This is a genomic window from Streptomyces melanogenes (assembly GCF_014649795.1).
Lineage (GTDB): Bacteria > Actinomycetota > Actinomycetes > Streptomycetales > Streptomycetaceae > Streptomyces > Streptomyces noboritoensis.
The window spans coordinates 32,535-50,399 of the sequence record NZ_BMTS01000027.1; the positions used below are offsets into that span (position 1 = coordinate 32,535).

Annotated in this window: 9 protein-coding genes and 1 tRNA gene; 7 read left to right on the forward strand and 3 right to left on the reverse strand. The window is 69.2% G+C overall.

Going from position 1 to position 17,865, the window contains the following annotated elements; translation table 11 throughout:
• Positions 1 to 70 precede the first annotated feature (70 nt).
• On the forward strand, positions 71 to 10,666 hold the full coding sequence (locus IE252_RS36415; protein WP_229849025.1) for a LamG-like jellyroll fold domain-containing protein: 10,596 nt from the start codon (positions 71 to 73) through the stop codon (positions 10,664 to 10,666).
• Between the two features lie 108 nt (positions 10,667 to 10,774).
• Positions 10,775 to 11,254, forward strand: coding sequence for a suppressor of fused domain protein (locus IE252_RS36420; RefSeq protein ID WP_190093758.1), 480 nt, complete (start codon positions 10,775 to 10,777; stop codon positions 11,252 to 11,254).
• Between the two features lie 572 nt (positions 11,255 to 11,826).
• Here the strand turns inward: IE252_RS36420 and IE252_RS36425 are convergent.
• Together IE252_RS36425 and IE252_RS36430 are read right to left on the reverse strand one after the other, a co-directional pair.
• Entirely contained in the window at positions 11,827 to 12,237 is a 411-nt protein-coding gene (locus tag IE252_RS36425) for a PIN domain nuclease (RefSeq protein WP_190093759.1), read from the reverse strand.
• A complete protein-coding gene (locus IE252_RS36430) occupies positions 12,234 to 12,461 on the reverse strand; it encodes a type II toxin-antitoxin system VapB family antitoxin (protein ID WP_190093760.1) in 228 nt (75 codons plus the stop codon). The genes IE252_RS36425 and IE252_RS36430 overlap by 4 nt, the downstream gene beginning before the upstream one ends.
• A gap of 639 nt (positions 12,462 to 13,100) precedes the next feature.
• Between IE252_RS36430 and IE252_RS36435 the strand changes: the two genes are divergently transcribed.
• From IE252_RS36435 to IE252_RS36445, 3 genes are all read left to right on the forward strand, one after another.
• Positions 13,101 to 13,931 carry a helix-turn-helix domain-containing protein gene (locus tag IE252_RS36435; RefSeq protein ID WP_190093761.1) on the forward strand — a complete coding sequence of 277 codons (831 nt, stop codon included), beginning with the start codon at positions 13,101 to 13,103 and terminating at the stop codon, positions 13,929 to 13,931.
• Between the two features lie 144 nt (positions 13,932 to 14,075).
• Positions 14,076 to 15,173, forward strand: coding sequence for a beta-ketoacyl-[acyl-carrier-protein] synthase family protein (locus IE252_RS36440; protein ID WP_190093762.1), 1,098 nt, complete (start codon positions 14,076 to 14,078; stop codon positions 15,171 to 15,173).
• 47 nt (positions 15,174 to 15,220) lie between these two features.
• Positions 15,221 to 15,294, forward strand: a tRNA-Met gene (locus IE252_RS36445).
• A gap of 65 nt (positions 15,295 to 15,359) precedes the next feature.
• Here the strand turns inward: IE252_RS36445 and IE252_RS36450 are convergent.
• Complete coding sequence (locus IE252_RS36450) at positions 15,360 to 16,103, reverse strand: GNAT family N-acetyltransferase (RefSeq protein WP_190093763.1); 744 nt, start codon at positions 16,101 to 16,103, stop codon at positions 15,360 to 15,362.
• Positions 16,104 to 16,219: 116 nt separating this feature from the next.
• Here IE252_RS36450 and IE252_RS36455 point away from each other — a divergent pair, with 116 nt between their 5' ends.
• Together IE252_RS36455 and IE252_RS36460 are read left to right on the forward strand one after the other, a co-directional pair.
• The gene (locus IE252_RS36455; protein ID WP_190093764.1) at positions 16,220 to 16,513 is read left to right on the forward strand and encodes a hypothetical protein; all 294 of its coding nucleotides are present in this window, start codon (positions 16,220 to 16,222) and stop codon (positions 16,511 to 16,513) included.
• 75 nt (positions 16,514 to 16,588) lie between these two features.
• Positions 16,589 to 17,761 (forward strand): PP2C family protein-serine/threonine phosphatase, encoded by a 1,173-nt coding sequence (locus tag IE252_RS36460; RefSeq protein WP_190093779.1) that lies wholly within the window; start codon positions 16,589 to 16,591, stop codon positions 17,759 to 17,761.
• Positions 17,762 to 17,865: the final 104 nt, after the last annotated feature.

Sequence of the window (17,865 nt, forward strand, 5' to 3'; positions counted from 1 at the left end):
CCCTCCGGGCCCGCCCGGACGCCGCCGGGCCAGAAGGGTCGCCCTTCTGGTCCTGCTGGCGTTTTCGTTCATGCTCACCACCGAGACGGCTCAGGCCACCGGCGCGACGCTGCCGCGCCTGTCGATGCCGAAGTGGTCGCTGTCGGGTCTGTGGCAGTGGGCGAACAAGTCCCCGCTCGACACCCCGGACCAGCAGAGCGGTACGGCCAAGGGCAAGAGTCACTTCGCCACGGCGAAGCAGACCCGCGCCAAGGGCGGCAGCGGCCACAAGCCCGGCAAGGGCAAGGGTGAGCTGACCGAGTACCAGCGGCCGCAGGACCGGACCAAGCCTGTCAAGACGGGCAAGGCGGTCGGGGGTGCCAAGAGCTTCGACGCGCGCACCAGCAAGCGCGACGCGAAGAAGTCGACAGCGACCGCGGACGTCTTCGCCAACGCCGACGGCTCCACCACGGTGCGCCATTACACAGCCCGGACGAACTTCAAGGCGCCGGACGGGACCTGGAAGCCGATCGACACCACCTTGCGGGTCGGCAGCAGCGGTGTCCTGGCCGAGACCGCCAACTCGCTGGGCGTCGCGTTCGCAACGGACGCTGCCGCAGCGCAGCTTGCCTCGGTGGGTTTCGGCTCCGGTCGTTCTCTGGCGTACAGCCTGCGCGGCGCCGCGAAGGTGCCGGCAGTGGTGGACGGCGACTCCACGGCCACGTACAAGGAAGTCTTCAAGGACACCGACCTGAAGCTGTCACCACTGGCGGAAGGCTTCAAGGAGCGGCTGGTCCTGAAGTCGAAGGACGCGCCGAACTCGTGGCTCTTCCCGCTGGAGGTCAAGGGCCTCACGCCGAGGATCGCCGAGGACGGTGACGTCGTCTTCACGGACGCCGACGGCAAGACCGTGGCGACCATCCCGCACGCGTTCATGGAGGACTCGAAGATCGACCCGCGCTCGGGCGACTTCGCCCAGTCGCGCGCGGTGTCCTACGAGCTGACCACGGTGGACGGCAAGCCCGCGCTGCGGATGACCGCCGACCGGGCCTGGCTGGACGACCCGAAGCGGGTCTTCCCGGTGACCGTCGACCCGACGGTGACGGCCAGCAACTCGACGTACACCCAGAACACCATCGGCGGGGACCACTCCACCGAGAACATGATCAAGGTGGGGTCCTACGACTCGGGCACCAACAAGGCGAACTCGTTCCTCCAGTTCTCCTCGCTGGGCACCACGCTGGCGGGCCAGAAGGTCACCGCCGCGACCCTGAACGTGTATGCCCTGTGGTCGGCGACCTGCACGGCCGAGCCGTTCAACGTCCACCCGATCACCCAGGCCTGGACGCCTTCGGGCGTGACCAGCTACCCGGGTCCGTCCTTCGGAGCCGCCATCGGCTCGGCCACTGTCGCGCCGGGAGCGTCGTGCTCGAACTCCTCGGGCTCGACGAGCGTCGGTGTGAAGATGCCGGTGCCGCTGAACACCACGTGGTTCAACAACATCGCGGGCGGCGCGGCCAACTACGGCCTGGCGCTGAGCGCGATCACCAGTGACGGGCTGCACTGGAAGAAGTTCCACTCCGACAACGCCACCACCGCCGGCTTCCGCCCGGCCCTGGACCTGACCTACACGGCGAACGTCGCCCCGCAGGTCAACGCGCAGTACCCGCCGGAGAACTACCAGGCCAACACCCTCCAGCCGGAGCTGACGACCTACGCGACCGATGCGGACAAGGGCCCGAACCCCCTGACGTACGCCTTCGACGTGTTCGACGCCGACTCCAGTGACCAGAACCAAGCCGCGCTGGCCTCCTCCGGGGCGCTGTCCAAGGGCGCCTGGGTGGTCCCGGCCGGGAAGCTGAAGTGGTCCAAGAACTACCTGTGGATCACTACCGTCTCGGACGGCGTCAACTCCTCCAGCTACAGCAGCCGCTTCACCACCGCCGTGCCGCAGCCGCCGGTGACCTCGGGCCTGTCGCAGAACACCAACGGGCACGAGTTCGACCCGAGCGACGGCAACTACACCACCGACGACACCGACGCAGACGTCGAGGTCACCGGACCGTCACTGTCCATCGAGCGCTCCTACAACAGCCTCGACCCCCGGCTCGACAGCGCCTTCGGTGCGGGCTGGTCGACGATCGCCGACATGAAGGCCGCCGAGGTCAAGGACGGCTCCGGCGCGGTCACCAGCGTGGTGATCACCTACCCCGGCGGCGAGCAGGTCGCCTTCGGCCGCAACACCGACGGCACCTTCGTCCCGCCACTGGGCCGCTACGCCCGCTTCCAGGCGGTCACCGGCGGATACACGCTGGTCGATAAGGACTTCACCACCTACACCTTCACCCAGACCACGGGGAAGACCGGTGTCTACGCGCTCGCGTCCATCAAGGACTACGCGGGCCGCACCGAGACCTTCACTTACGCCAACAACCAGCTGACGAAGATCACGAACACCACGTCCAACCGTTCGCTGACCCTCAGCTGGCAGACTCCGGCGGGGGCTGGTGCGGCGCATGTCGCGACGGTCGCCACCGACCCGTCCGACCCGGCCGACGCCAACACCGCGCAGACGTGGAAATACGGCTACAGCGGCGACCAGCTGACCTCGGTATGTCCGCCGGCCGACTGGTCGAAGTGCATCACCTACGGCTACGCCACGGGCAACCACTACCGCACCACGGTCCTGGACCAGGACCCGTTCGCCTACTGGCGGCTCGGCGAGGCGGCCGGTGACGGCGTCGCCAAGGACGCCGTCGACCTCAACCAGGGCAAGTACAACGGCATCTACCACAACGTGACCACCGGCGGTGCCAATGTGCTCGCCGGGTCCACCCAGCCCACGGCGTCGTTCAACGGCACCAGCAGCTACGTGGAGATACCCAGCGCGCCGGGCGCGACCCCCTCGTACGCCTCGGTCTCGCTGTGGTTCAAGACGTCTCAGACGGGCGGCGTCCTCTTCTACTACGGCGACAAGCCGCTCAGCGACCCCGACCCCGCCGGTACGACGAACTACAACACGCCGGCCGTGTATGTAGGCACTGACGGCAAGCTGCGTGGCTGCTTCGCCTCGTCGCCCGGCTGCTACTCGACGATCGTGTCGTCGGCGTCGGTCAACGACGACAAGTGGCACCAGGCCGTACTCACAGGCGCGGCGACCTCGATGACGCTGTACCTGGACGGTGTGGCGCAAGGCAGCCGGTCGGCGACGATCAACGACTGGGCGCAGCCGTATCTGACGCTGGGCGCGGGTGTGAACACCCATGGCTGGCCGAACATGAACGCGGGCGATCCGCTTGGCCACTTCGGCGGTCAGATGGCCGAGGCGGCCATCTACGCCAAGCCGCTCAGCGCGGAGGTGATCGCTGCGCAGTACCAGGCAGCGACCCGTCCCGCCGGGCTGCTCAACAAGATCACCACGCCGAACGGCAAGACTCAGTCGGCCGTGACGTACTCGACCGCCGACGACATGGTCATCCAGGCCGTGGACGGTGACGGCGGCACCTGGAAGCTCAACCCGGCCACTGTCACCGGCTCCTCGCAGGTCTACCGCTCGTCCGTGATGGGCGCGGAGCCCTCCGGCTACTGGCGCCTCGGTGACACCCAGGGTGCGGCGCAGGCCGCCAACGAGCTGCACACGGGGCTCGGTACGTACAACACGGTCACCCAGGGTGCAGAGGGTCCGTTCGGTCCCAGTGACCAGTCGGCCGTGGACTTCGACGGTACGTCCTCGTTCGCCGAGGTGCCCTACGGCCCGCTGCACCGCTCGGGCAACCGGGCGATCGAGCTGTGGTTCCGTACGACCAAGCCGGGTGTGATCGCGGCCGACCAGTCGCGTGCGCTCAACGACCCGGCGGGTGTGGGAGGTGACTGGGCCCCGCTGCTGTACGTGGGTGCGGACAGTAAGCTGCACGGCCACTGGTTCAGCGGTGGCAGCACCGCTACCGCCTTCGGCTCCACGTCGACGGTGACCGACAACGCCTGGCACCACGCGGTCCTCTCCGCTTCCGGCTCCACCCAGACGCTGTATCTGGACGGCAAGAAGCAGGGCGACCTGACGGGCGGCGTGAACGACGAGGCCAAGTCGCGCACGTTCATCGGTGCGGGCTTCGCCAAGGGCTGGTACAGCGCACCTGCTGACATCAGCTACTTCAACGGCTCGATCGCCGAGGTCGCGGTCTACGGGCACGCGCTCGGCGAGGCCGAGATCGGCCAGCACTACTCGGCCGCCAAGTCGTCCTCGGGCGTCGCCCCGGTCCGCACGGTCAAGCTGACCGACCCGACCGACAAGACGCTCACCTACGTCTACGACGCCGAGCTGAACAACCGGCTGCTTGCCCAGATCGACCGCAACGGCAACCGGACCACCTACGGCTACGACACCTCCGGCTTCCTGCACACGGTGACGGACGCCAACGGCAACCGCTCGGTGACCGGCCACGACGTGCGCGGCAACACGGTCTCCACGACCACCTGCCAGAACACCGCGGCCAACACCTGCGCCACCGAGTACTACACGTACTACCCGGACGCGACCACGCTGTTCCCGGCGATGGACCCGCGCAACGACCTGCTGCTGACAGAAAGGGACGGCCGCTCCTCCGGTCCTACCGACAACACCTATCTCACCAGCCACACCTATGACGCGGCCGGGAACATCACGTCGGTGACCACCCCGCCGGTCCCGGGCTCGCCGAACGGACGGACCGCCACCACCACCTACACCACCGCGACCACGGTTGCGGCCGAGGGCGGCACCACCTACGCCCCGGCCGGGCTTGTGGCCTCGGTGCGCACGCCGGGCGGGCGCACGACCTCGTACACCTACTTCAAGAACGGTGATCTGGCGCAGATCACCGACGCCAACGGCGCTTCAGCGAAGTTCACGTACGACGCCTTGGGGCGCAAGGTCACCAAGACGGAGGTCTCGGACGCGTATCCGGCGGGTCTGACGACGACGCTGGCGTACGACAAGGACGACCAGGTCGTCTCGGAGATCAGCCCGAAGGTCACCAACCGGGTCACCGGCGCCGTGCACCAGGCGAAGTCGATGACCGTCTACGACCCGGACGGAAACGTTTCCTCGCAGACGGTCTCCGACGCGAGCGGTGGCGACACGGCTCGGACCACGTCGATGACGTACGACGCGTACAACCGGGTCGCGACCCGGACGGACCCGGGCGGCGACACCACCGCGTTCGAGTACGACGTCTACGGCAACAAGGTCAAGGAGACGGACCCGGCCGGGAACGTCAACGAGTACACCTTCGACGCCGAGGGCAGGCCGCTCACCACCAGCCTGCTCAACTACACCGGCGACCCCAACAGCCCGTCCGCTCCCACCAAGCTGGTGCAGGAGTCGCGGGCCTACGACCCGGCGGGCCGGCTCGCGTCGATCACCGACGCGATGGGCTGGGTGACCGAGTACACCTACACCGACGACGGCCTGTCCGCGTCCGTGGTGCGCAGGGACCCGCAGAACAACAAGGCGTTCACCGAGCAGGCGAACACCTATGACGCGGCCGGGAACCTGACGAAGCAGGTCACGAACGACGGCACCACGACCACCTCGTTCACGGTGGACGCCGCCGACCGCACCACCTCGACCACCCACGACCCAGGCGGCCTCGCCCGCACTACCAAGGTCTCCTACGACCCGGACGACAACGTCGTCTCCGAGACGGAGTTCGATCCGTCGGGCGACACCAGCACCAAGGACACCCGCTACGACCGCCTCGGCAACGTCACCGGCACCACCGTCCACGACGGCTCCACTGCTCCGGTGGGCCGCTGGAAGCTGAACGAGACCAGCGGCACGCTGGCCGACGATTCCTCGGGCGGCAACAACAAGGTCGCCTTCGGCTCCGGCGTCACCCGCTCGACCGAGCAGGGCGGCAGCGCGGTCTTCGACGGCACCGCCAATGCCTACGGCCAGGCGGCTACCGGGGCGGTGAACACCAACGGTGGCTTCACTGTCTCGGCCTGGGTGAAGCTGGCCGACACCACGGCCAACCGCACCTTCGTCTCCCAGGACAGCAAGACCGAGAACGCCTTCCAGCTGGGGTATTCGACCTCACAGGGGTGGTCCTTCAATCGGACGTCCGGTGACGAGGCGAACCCGACCGTGACCCGTGCCGCCTCTGGTACGGCGGCGGTGACGGCCAACACCTGGACGCACCTGACGGGTGTCTACGACGCGGCGGCTGCGGAGATCCGGCTGTACGTCAACGGCGCGCTGAAGGCGACCACTCCGTACAGCGGGTCGTGGGAGGCCACCGGGCCGTTGCAGATCGGCCGCCGGATGTCCGGGGGCACGCAGGGCGAGTACCACAAGGGCGCCCTCGCGGACGTCCAGGTCTACGGCGAGGCGCTCACCGCGACCCAGGTCTCGGGCGTCTACGGCAAGACGCTGCCCGCCGCTGACAGCTCGGTGCGCAGCACCAGCTGGAAGCTGGACCAGCGCGGCATGCCGATCGCGATGACGGACGCCAACGGCAACACGACGGACTACGGCTACGACGAGTCGGGCCAGCAGACCAGCGTGACCGAGCCGGCCGTGAACGCCGAGCAGAGCGGCGGCACGCCCGCCTCGGTGCGGCCGGTCTCGATGACCGGCTACAACACCTTCGGTGAGAAGACGGAGTCCTCGGACCCGCTCGGCAACGTCACGGTCACCGCCTACGACGGGGAGGGCCAGGAGTCTTCGACGACGCTTCCGGACTACACCCCGCCGGGCGCCTCGGCGCCGGTCAAGTCGGTGTCCTGGAACGAGTACAACCACCTCGGCCAGGTCTCGGCCGAAGTCGACCCGCTGGGCAGGCGCACCGAGTACACCTACACCCAGCTCGGTGACGTGGCCTCGGTCAAGGATGCCAACGGCGATCTGACCAAGTACACCTACGACACCAACGGTGACCAGCTCTCGGCCACGCACGCCAACGGCGCGCGCGAGGAGTCGACCTACGACTACCTGGGCCGCGAGCTCACCAGCACGGACATCGTGCGTCAGCCGACCCAGCGCGCTTACACGGCGATCAACTCCTACGACGCGCCGGGACAGCAGCTGTCCCGGAAGGTGAGCCCCGCCGGGGTCTCCCAGTCGTTCACGTACAACGCGCTCGGTGAGGTCACGTCCACCACGGACGGGGCCAACAACACCACGCGGTTCACGTACGACAAGGACGGGGAGGTCGTGACCTCGACCGATCCGGATGGGACCTCGACCCGGAACACGTACAACGGGTTCGGCGATCTGGTCTCGATCAGTGATCTGGACGAGACGGGGAAGGTCCTGCGGACCACCGGTTCGACGTACGACCGGATGAGCAACCGGACCTCGACGACGGACTTCCGCGGGCACACCACCCGCCTCACGGTGGACCCGACGGGTCTGGTCACCAAGGCCGTCCAGCCGGTGTCCGCAACCGAGTCGATCACCACGACCTTCGGCTACGACATCGCCGGTCACCGCACCCGCTTCACCGACGGGCGGGGCAACCCGTTCCTGACCTCCTACAACTCCTGGGGGCTGCCGGAGTCGGCCATCGAGCCGGCCACACCCGCCTACCCGAACGCCGCTGACCGCACCTTCACCACGGTGTACGACGCCAGCGGGCAGGTGAAGGAACAGCGCTCGCCGGGCGGCGTGACCGTAACCAACGACTACGACGCCAAGGGCCGCCTCACCCGGCAGACCGGCACCGGCGCCGAGGCCGCCACGGCCGACCACACCTACACCTATGACTCGGACGACCGGATCACCTCGGTGACCGGCACCGACTCCGACACCGGAAAGGACACCTTCGGCTACGACGACCGCGGCCAGCTGCTGTCGACCACTGGCCCGTCCGGCACCTCCTCCTTCGCCTACAACGGCGACGGAGCGATGACCTCCCGGACCGACGCCGCGGGCACGTCGACCTACGGCTATGACACCGCTGGGCGCCTGTCGACGGTCAACGACGGCGCCACCGGCTCCTCGCTGACCTACGGCTACGACGTCAACAGCAACGTCAAGTCGATCGACTACGGCACCGGCAAGGCCAAGCGCACCTTCGGCTACGACGCCCTGGAGCAGCTCAAGTCGGACACCCTGACCTCCCCGACCGGCAAGACCCTGGCCTCGGTGAACTACGGGTACGACGAGAACGGCAACGAGACGTCGAAGACGACCAGCGGGGTCGCGGGCGCGTCGACCAACACGTACAGCTACGACTGGGCGAACCGCCTGTCGTCCTGGAACAACGGGAGCACCACCGAGAACTACGGCTACGACGCCTCCGGCAACCGGACGCGCGTGGGCGGCGACACCTACACCTACGACGCCCGCAACCAGCTCACCTCCGACGGGCACAACAGCTACTCCTACACGGCCCGCGGCACGATGAGCTCGATGGCGGATGAGGCGGGTAAGGCCACCTCCATCCGCGCGGACGCCTTCAACCGTGTGATCAACGAGGGCGACCGGACGTACACGTACGACGGTCTGGACCGGGTTCTCAGCGCGAGCGACCCGGGCACGGGCCCGCTGTTCACCTTCGCCTACAGCGGCACCGGCAACGACGTGGCCTCCGACGGCTCGGCGACCTACAGCCGTAATGTCGATGGCTCGCTGGTCGGCGTGAAGGACGCCACCCAGTCGGCGCTCGCGATGACCGATCTGCACGACGATGTGATCGCGCAGTTCACAGCGGGCGGGGAGGCCCTCACCGGCTCGACCACCTACTCGCCGTTCGGCAAGGTCCAGCAGTCCAGCACCATGCTGGGACGCCTCGGCTACCAGTCCGGCTGGACCGACCCGACCACCGCCAAGGTCAACATGGCGGCCCGCTGGTACTCGCCGCAGACCGGCCAGTTCAACAGCCGCGACACCGCCGACGTCTCGAACGTGGCGGCATCGGTCAGCGCCAACCGCTTCGCCTACGGCGACGACAACCCGATGACCATGACCGACCCCACCGGTCACTGGAGCATCGGCGGCGCGCTGAAGAAGCTCACGAAGAAGGTCACCAAGAAGGTCACGAGCGTTGCCAAGTCGACCTGGCACAAGACCACGGCGGCCGTCAAGCAGGTCGCCAAGGTCGTCAGGACGGCGGCCAAGAAGGTCAAGCAGACCGTCAAGAGGGCCGTCAGGACGGTCAAGCGCGCGGTCAAGAAGGCCGTGCACTACGTCCACGACGCCGTCAAAAAGGTCAAGAAATATGTCAAGAGGACCTACCAGCGCGTAAAGAAGTACGTCCACAAGGTCACCAAGACCGTCAAGCACGCCGTCAAGCACGCCGCCAAGGCCGTCAAACACGCCGCCCACAAGGTGGTCAAGGCCGCCAAGAAGGTCGGCAGAGCCGTCAAGAAGGCAGCCAAGGCGACTGCCCACTATGTGAAGCAGCACGCCTCCACCATCGTCCCTGTGGTGGTCGGCATCGCGGCCGGAGCCGCGTGTACCGCACTCACCGCGGGTGTCGGAGCAGTGGCGTGTGCCGCTGCGGCGGGGGCTGTGGCCAACGCCGTCGGCTACGCGATGAGCGACGGCCCGCACACTCTCAGCGGGTACCTCGGTGCTGCGGCCGTGGGTGGCCTGACCGGTCTGGTCGGCGGTGGCGCAGGTGCCCTCGCCGGGCGTGCTCTGGCCAGCAGCGGTGCGAGCGCCCTGGCGCGTGGTGCCCTCACCGGCGCCGCAGCCGGCGGCGCCGAGGGTGCCGTGAGCTACGGCGTGAGTTGCTCCAGCAGCCCTGGAGGCTGCAGCGTCAGCGGCGCCGCCAAGGCAACGACCGGTGGCGCGGCACTCGGCGGCCTCTTCGGTGCTGCCGCGAGCAAGTTCGGCCGCAAGGGCTGCACCCCGCACAGCTTCACCGCCACCACCCCAGTCGTCCTGGCGAGCGGCGCGGCGAAGCCCATCTCCGAAATCAAGGTCGGCGACTGGGTCCTCACCGCCGAGCCCGGCAGTAAGAAGAAGGAGAAGCACCAGGTCAAGGCGGTGGTCGTCACCAAAACGGACCGTGACTACGTCGATATCGCCGTGGCCACCAAGTCCGGCGCCAAGACGATCCAGACCACCGCACACCACCAGTTCTACGACGCGACTGCCAACTCCTGGACGCAGGCGAAGGACCTCAAGGCGCACCACAAGCTGCAGGACGCGGCTGGCGGTAAAGCCGAGATCGTCAACGTCAGGGGCTACCAGGCGCAGCGCACCACCTACGACCTGAGCGTCGACGGGCTGCACACCTACCACGTGGTGGCGGGCGACCTCGCGGTCCTCGTCCATAACACCGATGGCGTCACTTGCCCCAGCCCCAGGTTCGAAGCGGACTCGGACGGCACTGTGACTGACCGCCAGGGACCGGAGATGCCGACGAAGAGGTATAACAGGAAGCGCGACTACGGTGGTGCACAGACCCGAGGGCCGGCGGGCCGGGCGGCCAAGAAGGCCGGCGAGGGGCAGCGATGCCTGGACTGTGGTGAAGTGATGATCAGCGGGACCGAGACGCAACCCGTACCAGAGCACTCGCCTGAGCTCGCCATTCACTATTACTTCCGTGACGGCTGGAAAATGACCAACGCGGAACGAAGGGCATATGCGAAAGAAGGAATCGACGGCACACGATGCCGTAGATGCCAGAGCAGCCAGGGCGGCACGTTGTCTGGACTTGTCACGAAAGTGGCGAATGCATTCGGGATGGAAAGATAGCCACCGATGTCCTCGACCATAAACAAACGTCAAGCAGTGCTCGACCGGCACTTCCGTGCGTCATGGCCTGGCGATGTCCATGTCGATGAACGCTGGACCCTAGGGCCAGTGGAGGAGACCCTTCCGGGCTTCCGGGTCCGGCGCATCGAGACACGGGATCCCTCGGAGCCCTGGATCTACCTCTCCATGGGGGCATCCACGGTTCAGGGGTGGCCTCACGAGTTCGCGCTGTTGCCGCCTATCGCAGATGAGCGGCACGTGGAGACACTCGCCATGGTTGCCGACTGGGTGGCTGCGGGCCGTGACGGCTCGGTGGGTACCGTGTTGGCCATCGGCAAGCCATGGGTACCAGGGAGTGCAGCCGATCACCTGTTGATGACGCCGCTCTACGCCTTCCCGGAAGAAGTCGAACTGGTCCGCGATGGACCGAATGAGATTTCCATCCTGTGGCTGGTGCCCATCCATGCCAATGAAGCCGCGTATGTTCGGCGGCGGGGCATGGAACGTCTTGAAGAGCGGTTCGAGCAGTACGGCGTGAACCTGGTGGATCCGCGCAGGCCCTCAGTACTGGGGACCTCTGCGATCTGACCGTTAATGGAGCCCCGTCAGGTCCGTCCTGACGGGGCTCCATTGTCGTGTAACCGCAGCGGCCTGCGCTGTGGAGGCAATGGGTGGCATTCGAGGTGTACGGCATGATCCTTCAGCGGTGCCTGCCCGGGCAACTTGGACTCCTTCCACTGGACATCGGCCCGTGGTGGATCCAGCCGCTGCCTGCGGGGATTCCGCTTGGCGGTCGGACATACGGAGGAGCAGGCCCCGTCCTGCCGGGGCGGCACCAGGTTGGAGAGTCTGCCCACGAGCTGCTCGGTGCCCGTGGTGGGAGCAGGCGGATTGTGTGAGCGATGCGTGAGCGGATGCGCCAGTACAGGGCATCTCAGGCCGGACTGATCGGCAACCTGCCTCTCGCTGACCAGGTAAAACAGGACGCCGAGGGAGCACCCAAAACCACCCGGCACGATCTTGCCGGGTCTTTTAATCCGTTGGTTGTCGGTTCGAGTCCGACATGGCCTACCGGCAGCGGCAGGAGCCATATGGCCTCTGACCTGCGCTTGAGTGCCCCGCCTGGGTTTCCTGGGCGGGGCACTTCGCTGTGGTCGGAGCTATGACTTGAGGTCGATCCGGCGGACGGGCTGGGATGTCGTCCGCGCGATGGTCTCGAAGTCCTGGTCGTAGTGGAGCAGTGTCAGCCCGGCCTCCTCGGCGACCGCGGCCAGGAGCAGGTCCACGGTCCCCGCGCTGCGGTGCTCGCCCTTTGCCGTGAGCTGTTCCTGGACCACCCGCGAGCGCCGGTAGATGCCGTCCGGCATGGGGCACCAGGTGAACTGACTCAACCGCAGCCGGATGCTCTCGCGGTCCTTGGCCGAGCGGGCGGAGTAGAGCAGTTCCAGCTCGGTGAGGTCGCACAGGGCGACGAGGCCGGCGCCGATGCGCCGTTCCCAGTCGTCGGTCGCCTGGCGCAGCAGGATCCGGGCGAGGGCGGAGGTGTCGATCAGGTAGTCGGCAACGCTCACCGGGCGGCACCGCGCCGGTAGTTGCTCTTGTCGAGCAGGAGCTCGGCGTCGAGGGCTCCGTCGGTGGTGAGGTCCTGCAGCTCGTGCAGGGCACGCAGTCGGCGGTTGCGCTCGACGATCTCGCGCAGGGCTGTGTTGATCGTGTCCCGCTTGGTCGTGGTGCCGAGCTCCTTGGCGGCTGCTTCCAGAGCCTCGTCGTCGAGGTCGATGACTGTGCGGGTCATGAGCGGGCTCCTCTCGCATGTATCCAGCTCGATGTATCAAGATACATTTCTCATGATATACGGCCAAGCGGACGCTCGTAAGGCAAGGGGAGCGCAGAAAAAGACGGCCGGTGCCGTGGGGCCGCCCTGGTGGGCGCGCTCCACGGCACCGGCCGTTCAGCCCCGGCCCGCATGCCGGAGCTGGCCGGAGACGGGGGAATGTTGCTCTCCGGCGCGCCGCGGGCGGCCGGTGTCGAGGACGCGACGTATTGGCGATTGTCGACACCGGCCGCTGAATGGGGTACGTGTACGCCGGCCGTCCCCGCGGCACAGGGGCGGTCGGCGCGTCCCGGGCGAAGGCGGAGTGCGATGTCCTGCGAAGGACACCAAGCAACCGCTTTGGCCTGGGCCGATGCGTACGAGTCCCGTGAGGGCTTCGTGCGGAACAGTCTGGAGGGGTACCCCGCCCCCTTTCCAGGGGGCTGAATTGCAGATAATGATCCAGCCATCAACATTCGGCCCCGGATATCAGCGCCGGAGAAGAGGGGGAGCGCCGCCGACAGACCGTCATCGCCCGTCGTCCCGCCGCGACGACAGCCGTTCGTCCCCGCCCCCCCCGTGAACGAAGGTCTCGCTTTGCCGCTCGCCGCCCGTGACCGCATGCCCCTCAAGACGCTCCTCCAGGAGCGGCGCGCCGCCATCCACCCGGAGTCCGCCGGGTTTCCGCCGCGTCAGGCGGGGCCGGGCCGACGGGTCGCCGGGCTCAGCCAGGAGCAGATGGACATCCTCCTGGAGCGCACGCCGGGCACGTACAACCGGTTCGAGAACGGGCAGTTGAACCCCACTGCCGAGTTCCTGACCAATGTGGCCCGCGCCCTGCGCCTCAACGAGCAGGAGTGGACGTTCCTGTGGCGGCTCACCCGGCGCGAGTACCCGCCGTACACCCTGCACCGCGACTCCGGCATGTCCGTGCCCGGCGTCTGGCAGCGGGTCGTCGAGCAGATCGACGGGGCGATGGCCTACATCACCGACGCCGCCTGGAACCTGCTCGCCCACAACGCGGAGTTCGCCGCCCTCTTCCCGCGCGGTGAGGTTCCGGCCAACACCATGCGGTGGATGACCCTCGACCCCGAGGCGCGCGAGGACGTGCTGACGGACTGGTCGGAGCGCTGGGCGCCGATGGTGCTGCCGCAGCTGCGGCACGGCGTCGAGATGCGGCCCAACCACGCGGAGTTGCGCCGCCTGGAGGCCGAGGTGCAGGCCGACCCCGTCGCCGGACCGCTCTACCGGGAGACCGGGGCCACTCCGATCCCGTACCCCGACGGGTCCGAACGGCCCATCCGGCACAGCGAGTTGGGGCCGGGGTGGGTGACGACCTGTGTGGCCGAGCCGGTCACCTCGCCCGGGGCCCGGGTGATGCTGCTCCTCTACACCCCGGGCGCGTCCCTCGTGAGTCGGCACCCCGTGCTGAGCGCGCCGTTGACGAGCTGAGCGCACGACCGGCGTGCCCGGGAGGCGGGACCGCGCACGGAACGACTCCCTCCGGCTGAGCTCTGTTCGAATTCGCAGGAACGAATTCCAGCCGTCTCAAGTAAGTTGAGGTTTCGCTCGTCGGCCACCCGAGGGAGCCCACCCGTGCCCGCTCACATAGCCCTCCCCGCCATAGCACTGCCGGACCACGTCATCGCAACGGATGAGATCTGCGCAGACATCCGGCGTGCCAACCCCGATCGCCCGCGGCTGGAAGCACACCTGCGGATAGCCCGGGCCACCACCGTCCGCACCCGCCGGTTCACCCGCCCTCTCGACGCCCCGACCGTGGCTGGAAATGCCACCGTCGAGGAGCGCAACAGGGCGGCGTACGAGGACGCGTTGGGGCTCGCGGTCCGCTCCGGGCGCCAGGCGCTGGCCCACGCCGGGCTCGCCCCCGACGACATCGACTGCGTCATCACCAGCCACACCACCTCCTGGGCCGTGCCCACCCTCGACGTCGCCCTCGTCCGGGAGCTGGGCCTGCGGCCGGACGTGCGGCGCGTGCCCATGTCGAGCGTCGGCTGCGCGGGCGGCGCGCAGGGCCTGGTCCGGGCGCACCAGGACATCGCCGCGCACCCGGGCTCCCACGTCCTGGTCGTCGTCGCCGAGTGCCTGTCGACGGCCACGTACAACCACACCGACACCAGCCGCGAGTCGATGATCTACAAGGTGCTCTTCGGGGACGGCTCGGGCGCGGTCGTCGTCTCGGACCACCCGGCTTGGAGCGGGCCCAGCTTCGTCATCGAGGACACCTTCGAGTACGTCCTGCCCGACAGCATCGACCGCTACCGGGGCCGCCTTTCGGGCGCCGGGCTGCACTTCGACTCCACGGCCGCCGCCACCGCCGCGCTCAACGACAGCCTCCCGGCGGTACGCAAATGGCTCGACGGGAGCGGCCGGGCCCTCCAGTTCGCGGTCGTCCACCCCGGCGGGCCCCGGGTCCTGGAGGACGCGGCCGCCGGGTTCGGCCTGGACGGCGACCGCGACCGCGGCGATCTGCGGCACGCCTGGGCGAGCCTGGCCACCAACGGGAACCTGGGCGGCTCGGCCGTCCTCGACGTGCTGGCCCGCACCTTCGCGCAGGCCCCCGGCGACCGCGAGTCGGGCCTGATCATCGGCTTCGGCCCGGGGTTCGTGCTGGCCGCCTCGCGGGGCCGCTGGTCGGCGGGCACGGAGGTCCCCCGCACGGGCTCCTCGTAAAGCGGTACGGAGCACCGCCCCGCATGCCGTACAGTTGTGTTTACCGACGCGGGGTGGAGCAGCTCGGTAGCTCGCTGGGCTCATAACCCAGAGGTCGCAGGTTCAAATCCTGTCCCCGCTACTGAAGTCCCAAGGCCCGGCACATGAGAATGTGCCGGGCCTTCGGCATTCCCGGGCCGCCCCTCCCTATACGTCCAGCTCCACCGCCAGGAAACGCCGGTAGGCGAAGCCCAGGCCCTCGTACAGACGTATCGCCGCGTCGTTGGCGCCGTCCACCATCAGGCCCGCCGTCCCGTGTACGGCCAGCGCCTCGGCGAGCACCTTGGCGACGACCGTACGGGCCAGGCCCCGGCCCCGCGCCGACGGGTGCACCGCGACACCCGCGACCAGCCCGACCTCGGGGGACGGCCAGGCGAGCGCCGCGACCGCGGTGAGGCGGTTCGCGTCGTCCCGGGTGCCCGCCCAGCGGCCGACGCCGGGCGCGCCCGGCACCGCGTACGAGCCGGGGAAGGCCTCGGCGAGCAGCGCGGTGATCTCCTCGGCGTCCTCGTCCGCCAGCCACCGCGCCTTGCCCTCGTCCGCCACGCCCGCCTCGGCGGACGACAGGGGGTGCGAGCGGTCCATCCAGCCGAAGGTGGCCACCGGACGCAGCTGCGGCAGTGCGTCGAGGAGCGGCCGTACGGTCGTCTCGTCGCCCAGCGGGCGGTAGGACGGGCCGGTCTCGGCGAGCACCTCGGCGACCAGCGGGGCCAGCGACCCGACGGGTCCCGAGACGGCCAGCCGGTCGTGGCGGGACAGGTCGGGGACGGCGACGGCGAAGGCGCGGCCGTCCTCGCTCGCCCAGGCGCGGGAGGACCCGGTCAGGCCCTGGGCGGCCCACAGCAGCGGCGGGTCACAGGGCAGGGCGGCGGTCGAGCAAAGTTCGTGCATGGGACACGAGCCTGCGGGGGGCCTCTGCGCGACGTCAAATTCCCGCGTGCGGGCCGGCGGGCGCCGGTCGCACCTCACCGGCCCGGCGGTGTACGTCCAGTAGTCTCGCGGGTGCTATGCGTGAGCACGTGGCGGGGCTGCTGCGAGCGGCGAGGCGGCGAAAGGTGCCCGCCGTGCCGCTGTACCTCGCCCTGTGCGCGCTGCTGATGTGTCTGTCCCTGCCGTTCTCGCTGCCGCTGACGCCGGCCGCGCCCTGGGTGACCGCCCCCTCGTACGCGAAGGGCGGCGTCCCGTCCGTGCACGGCGACCCGGCGGCCCGGCGGCACGCCCGGGGGACGTGCGTACGGGGGCGGGCCGGGCCCCGCAGATGCCGGGCGCGGCTGATCGCCACGGGGGCGGAGCGGCACTGACCCGGTTGGCCGAGGTGAGGTCGCCGCGTGCCGCCGCGCCCGACACCCTGGGTGGGGTGCGGGACGTCGGTGGCCCTGCGGACGGGCTGGAGGCCACAGGTGCGGCAGCGATCGGACGGCGGCGGCCGGGACGGCTCCCGGCGCTTCGCCCTGGCGCGCCTGCTGCCCGTGCTGCTGCTGGTCGTCGGGGTCGTCCTCGACGTGGCGACGCCGCCCGATCTGACCGCCGCCGCGCTCTTCGCCGCCGCTCCCCTGATCGCGGCACCCTTCTACGGGCCGGTCGGCACCGCCGTCGCGGGCGCATCGGCGGTCGGGGCGGTGCTGGTCACGGAGTATCTGCACGACATCCCCAGCACCGGCGAGGCGGTCAGCGAGCTGTTCACCGTCACCACCGTCGGCGCGCTCGCCCTCTTCATCAACCGCATGCTGCGCCGCAGCGGCGAGCGGCTCGCCTCGGCCCGGGTCATCGCGGAGACCGCCCAGCGCGCCGTGCTGCCGACGCCCGCCGAGCGCATCGGGGGCCTCCAGGTGGCCGCGCGGTACGAGGCGGCCCAGGCCGACGCGTTCATCGGCGGGGACCTCTTCGCCGTGCAGGACACGCCGTACGGGGTGCGCCTGGTCGTCGGGGACGTACGCGGCAAGGGCCTTGAGGCGGTGGAGGCGGTGGCGGTGGTCATCGGGGCGTTCCGGGAGGCGGCCGAGCAGGAGGCGACCCTGGAGGCCGTGGCCGGACGGCTGGATCGCGCGCTCACCCGCGAGGGCGCCCGGCGCGACGGCCTGGACGCCGTCGAGGGGTTCACCACGGCCGTGCTCGCCGAGATCCCGCGCGGCGCCGGGCCGGTACGCCTGGTGAACCGGGGCCACCCCGAGCCGCTGCTGCTCCACCCCGACGGGGCGCTCGACGCCCTCACCCCGTCCGATCCCGCGCTGCCGCTGGGGATGGCGGAGCTGGGGGTGTGGCCGGACCGGGCGGAGACGTACCCCTTCCCGGCCGGATCGACGCTGCTCTTCTACACCGACGGCCTCTCCGAGGCGCGTTCGGTGGAGCCGCCGGGGGTCTTCTACGACCCGCACGAGCGGCTGCGCGGCCGGATCTTCCCGGGGCCCGACCGGGTCCTGGACGCTTTGATCGACGATGTGCGCAGACATACGGGCGGGGGCGCGAGCGATGACATGGCGCTGCTCGCGGTGGGGCGGCCGGGGGTGCGGCAGCCGGAGCGGCGGCGGACGATGCCGGTGGTGCCGTGACAGTCGTGCCGCGACAGCCGCACACGTAACCCTGTGTAGCCGAACAGCGCCCCTGTGCATAACATTTGACACACCGTCAACTCTTGCCCCCAAGGATCACCGGG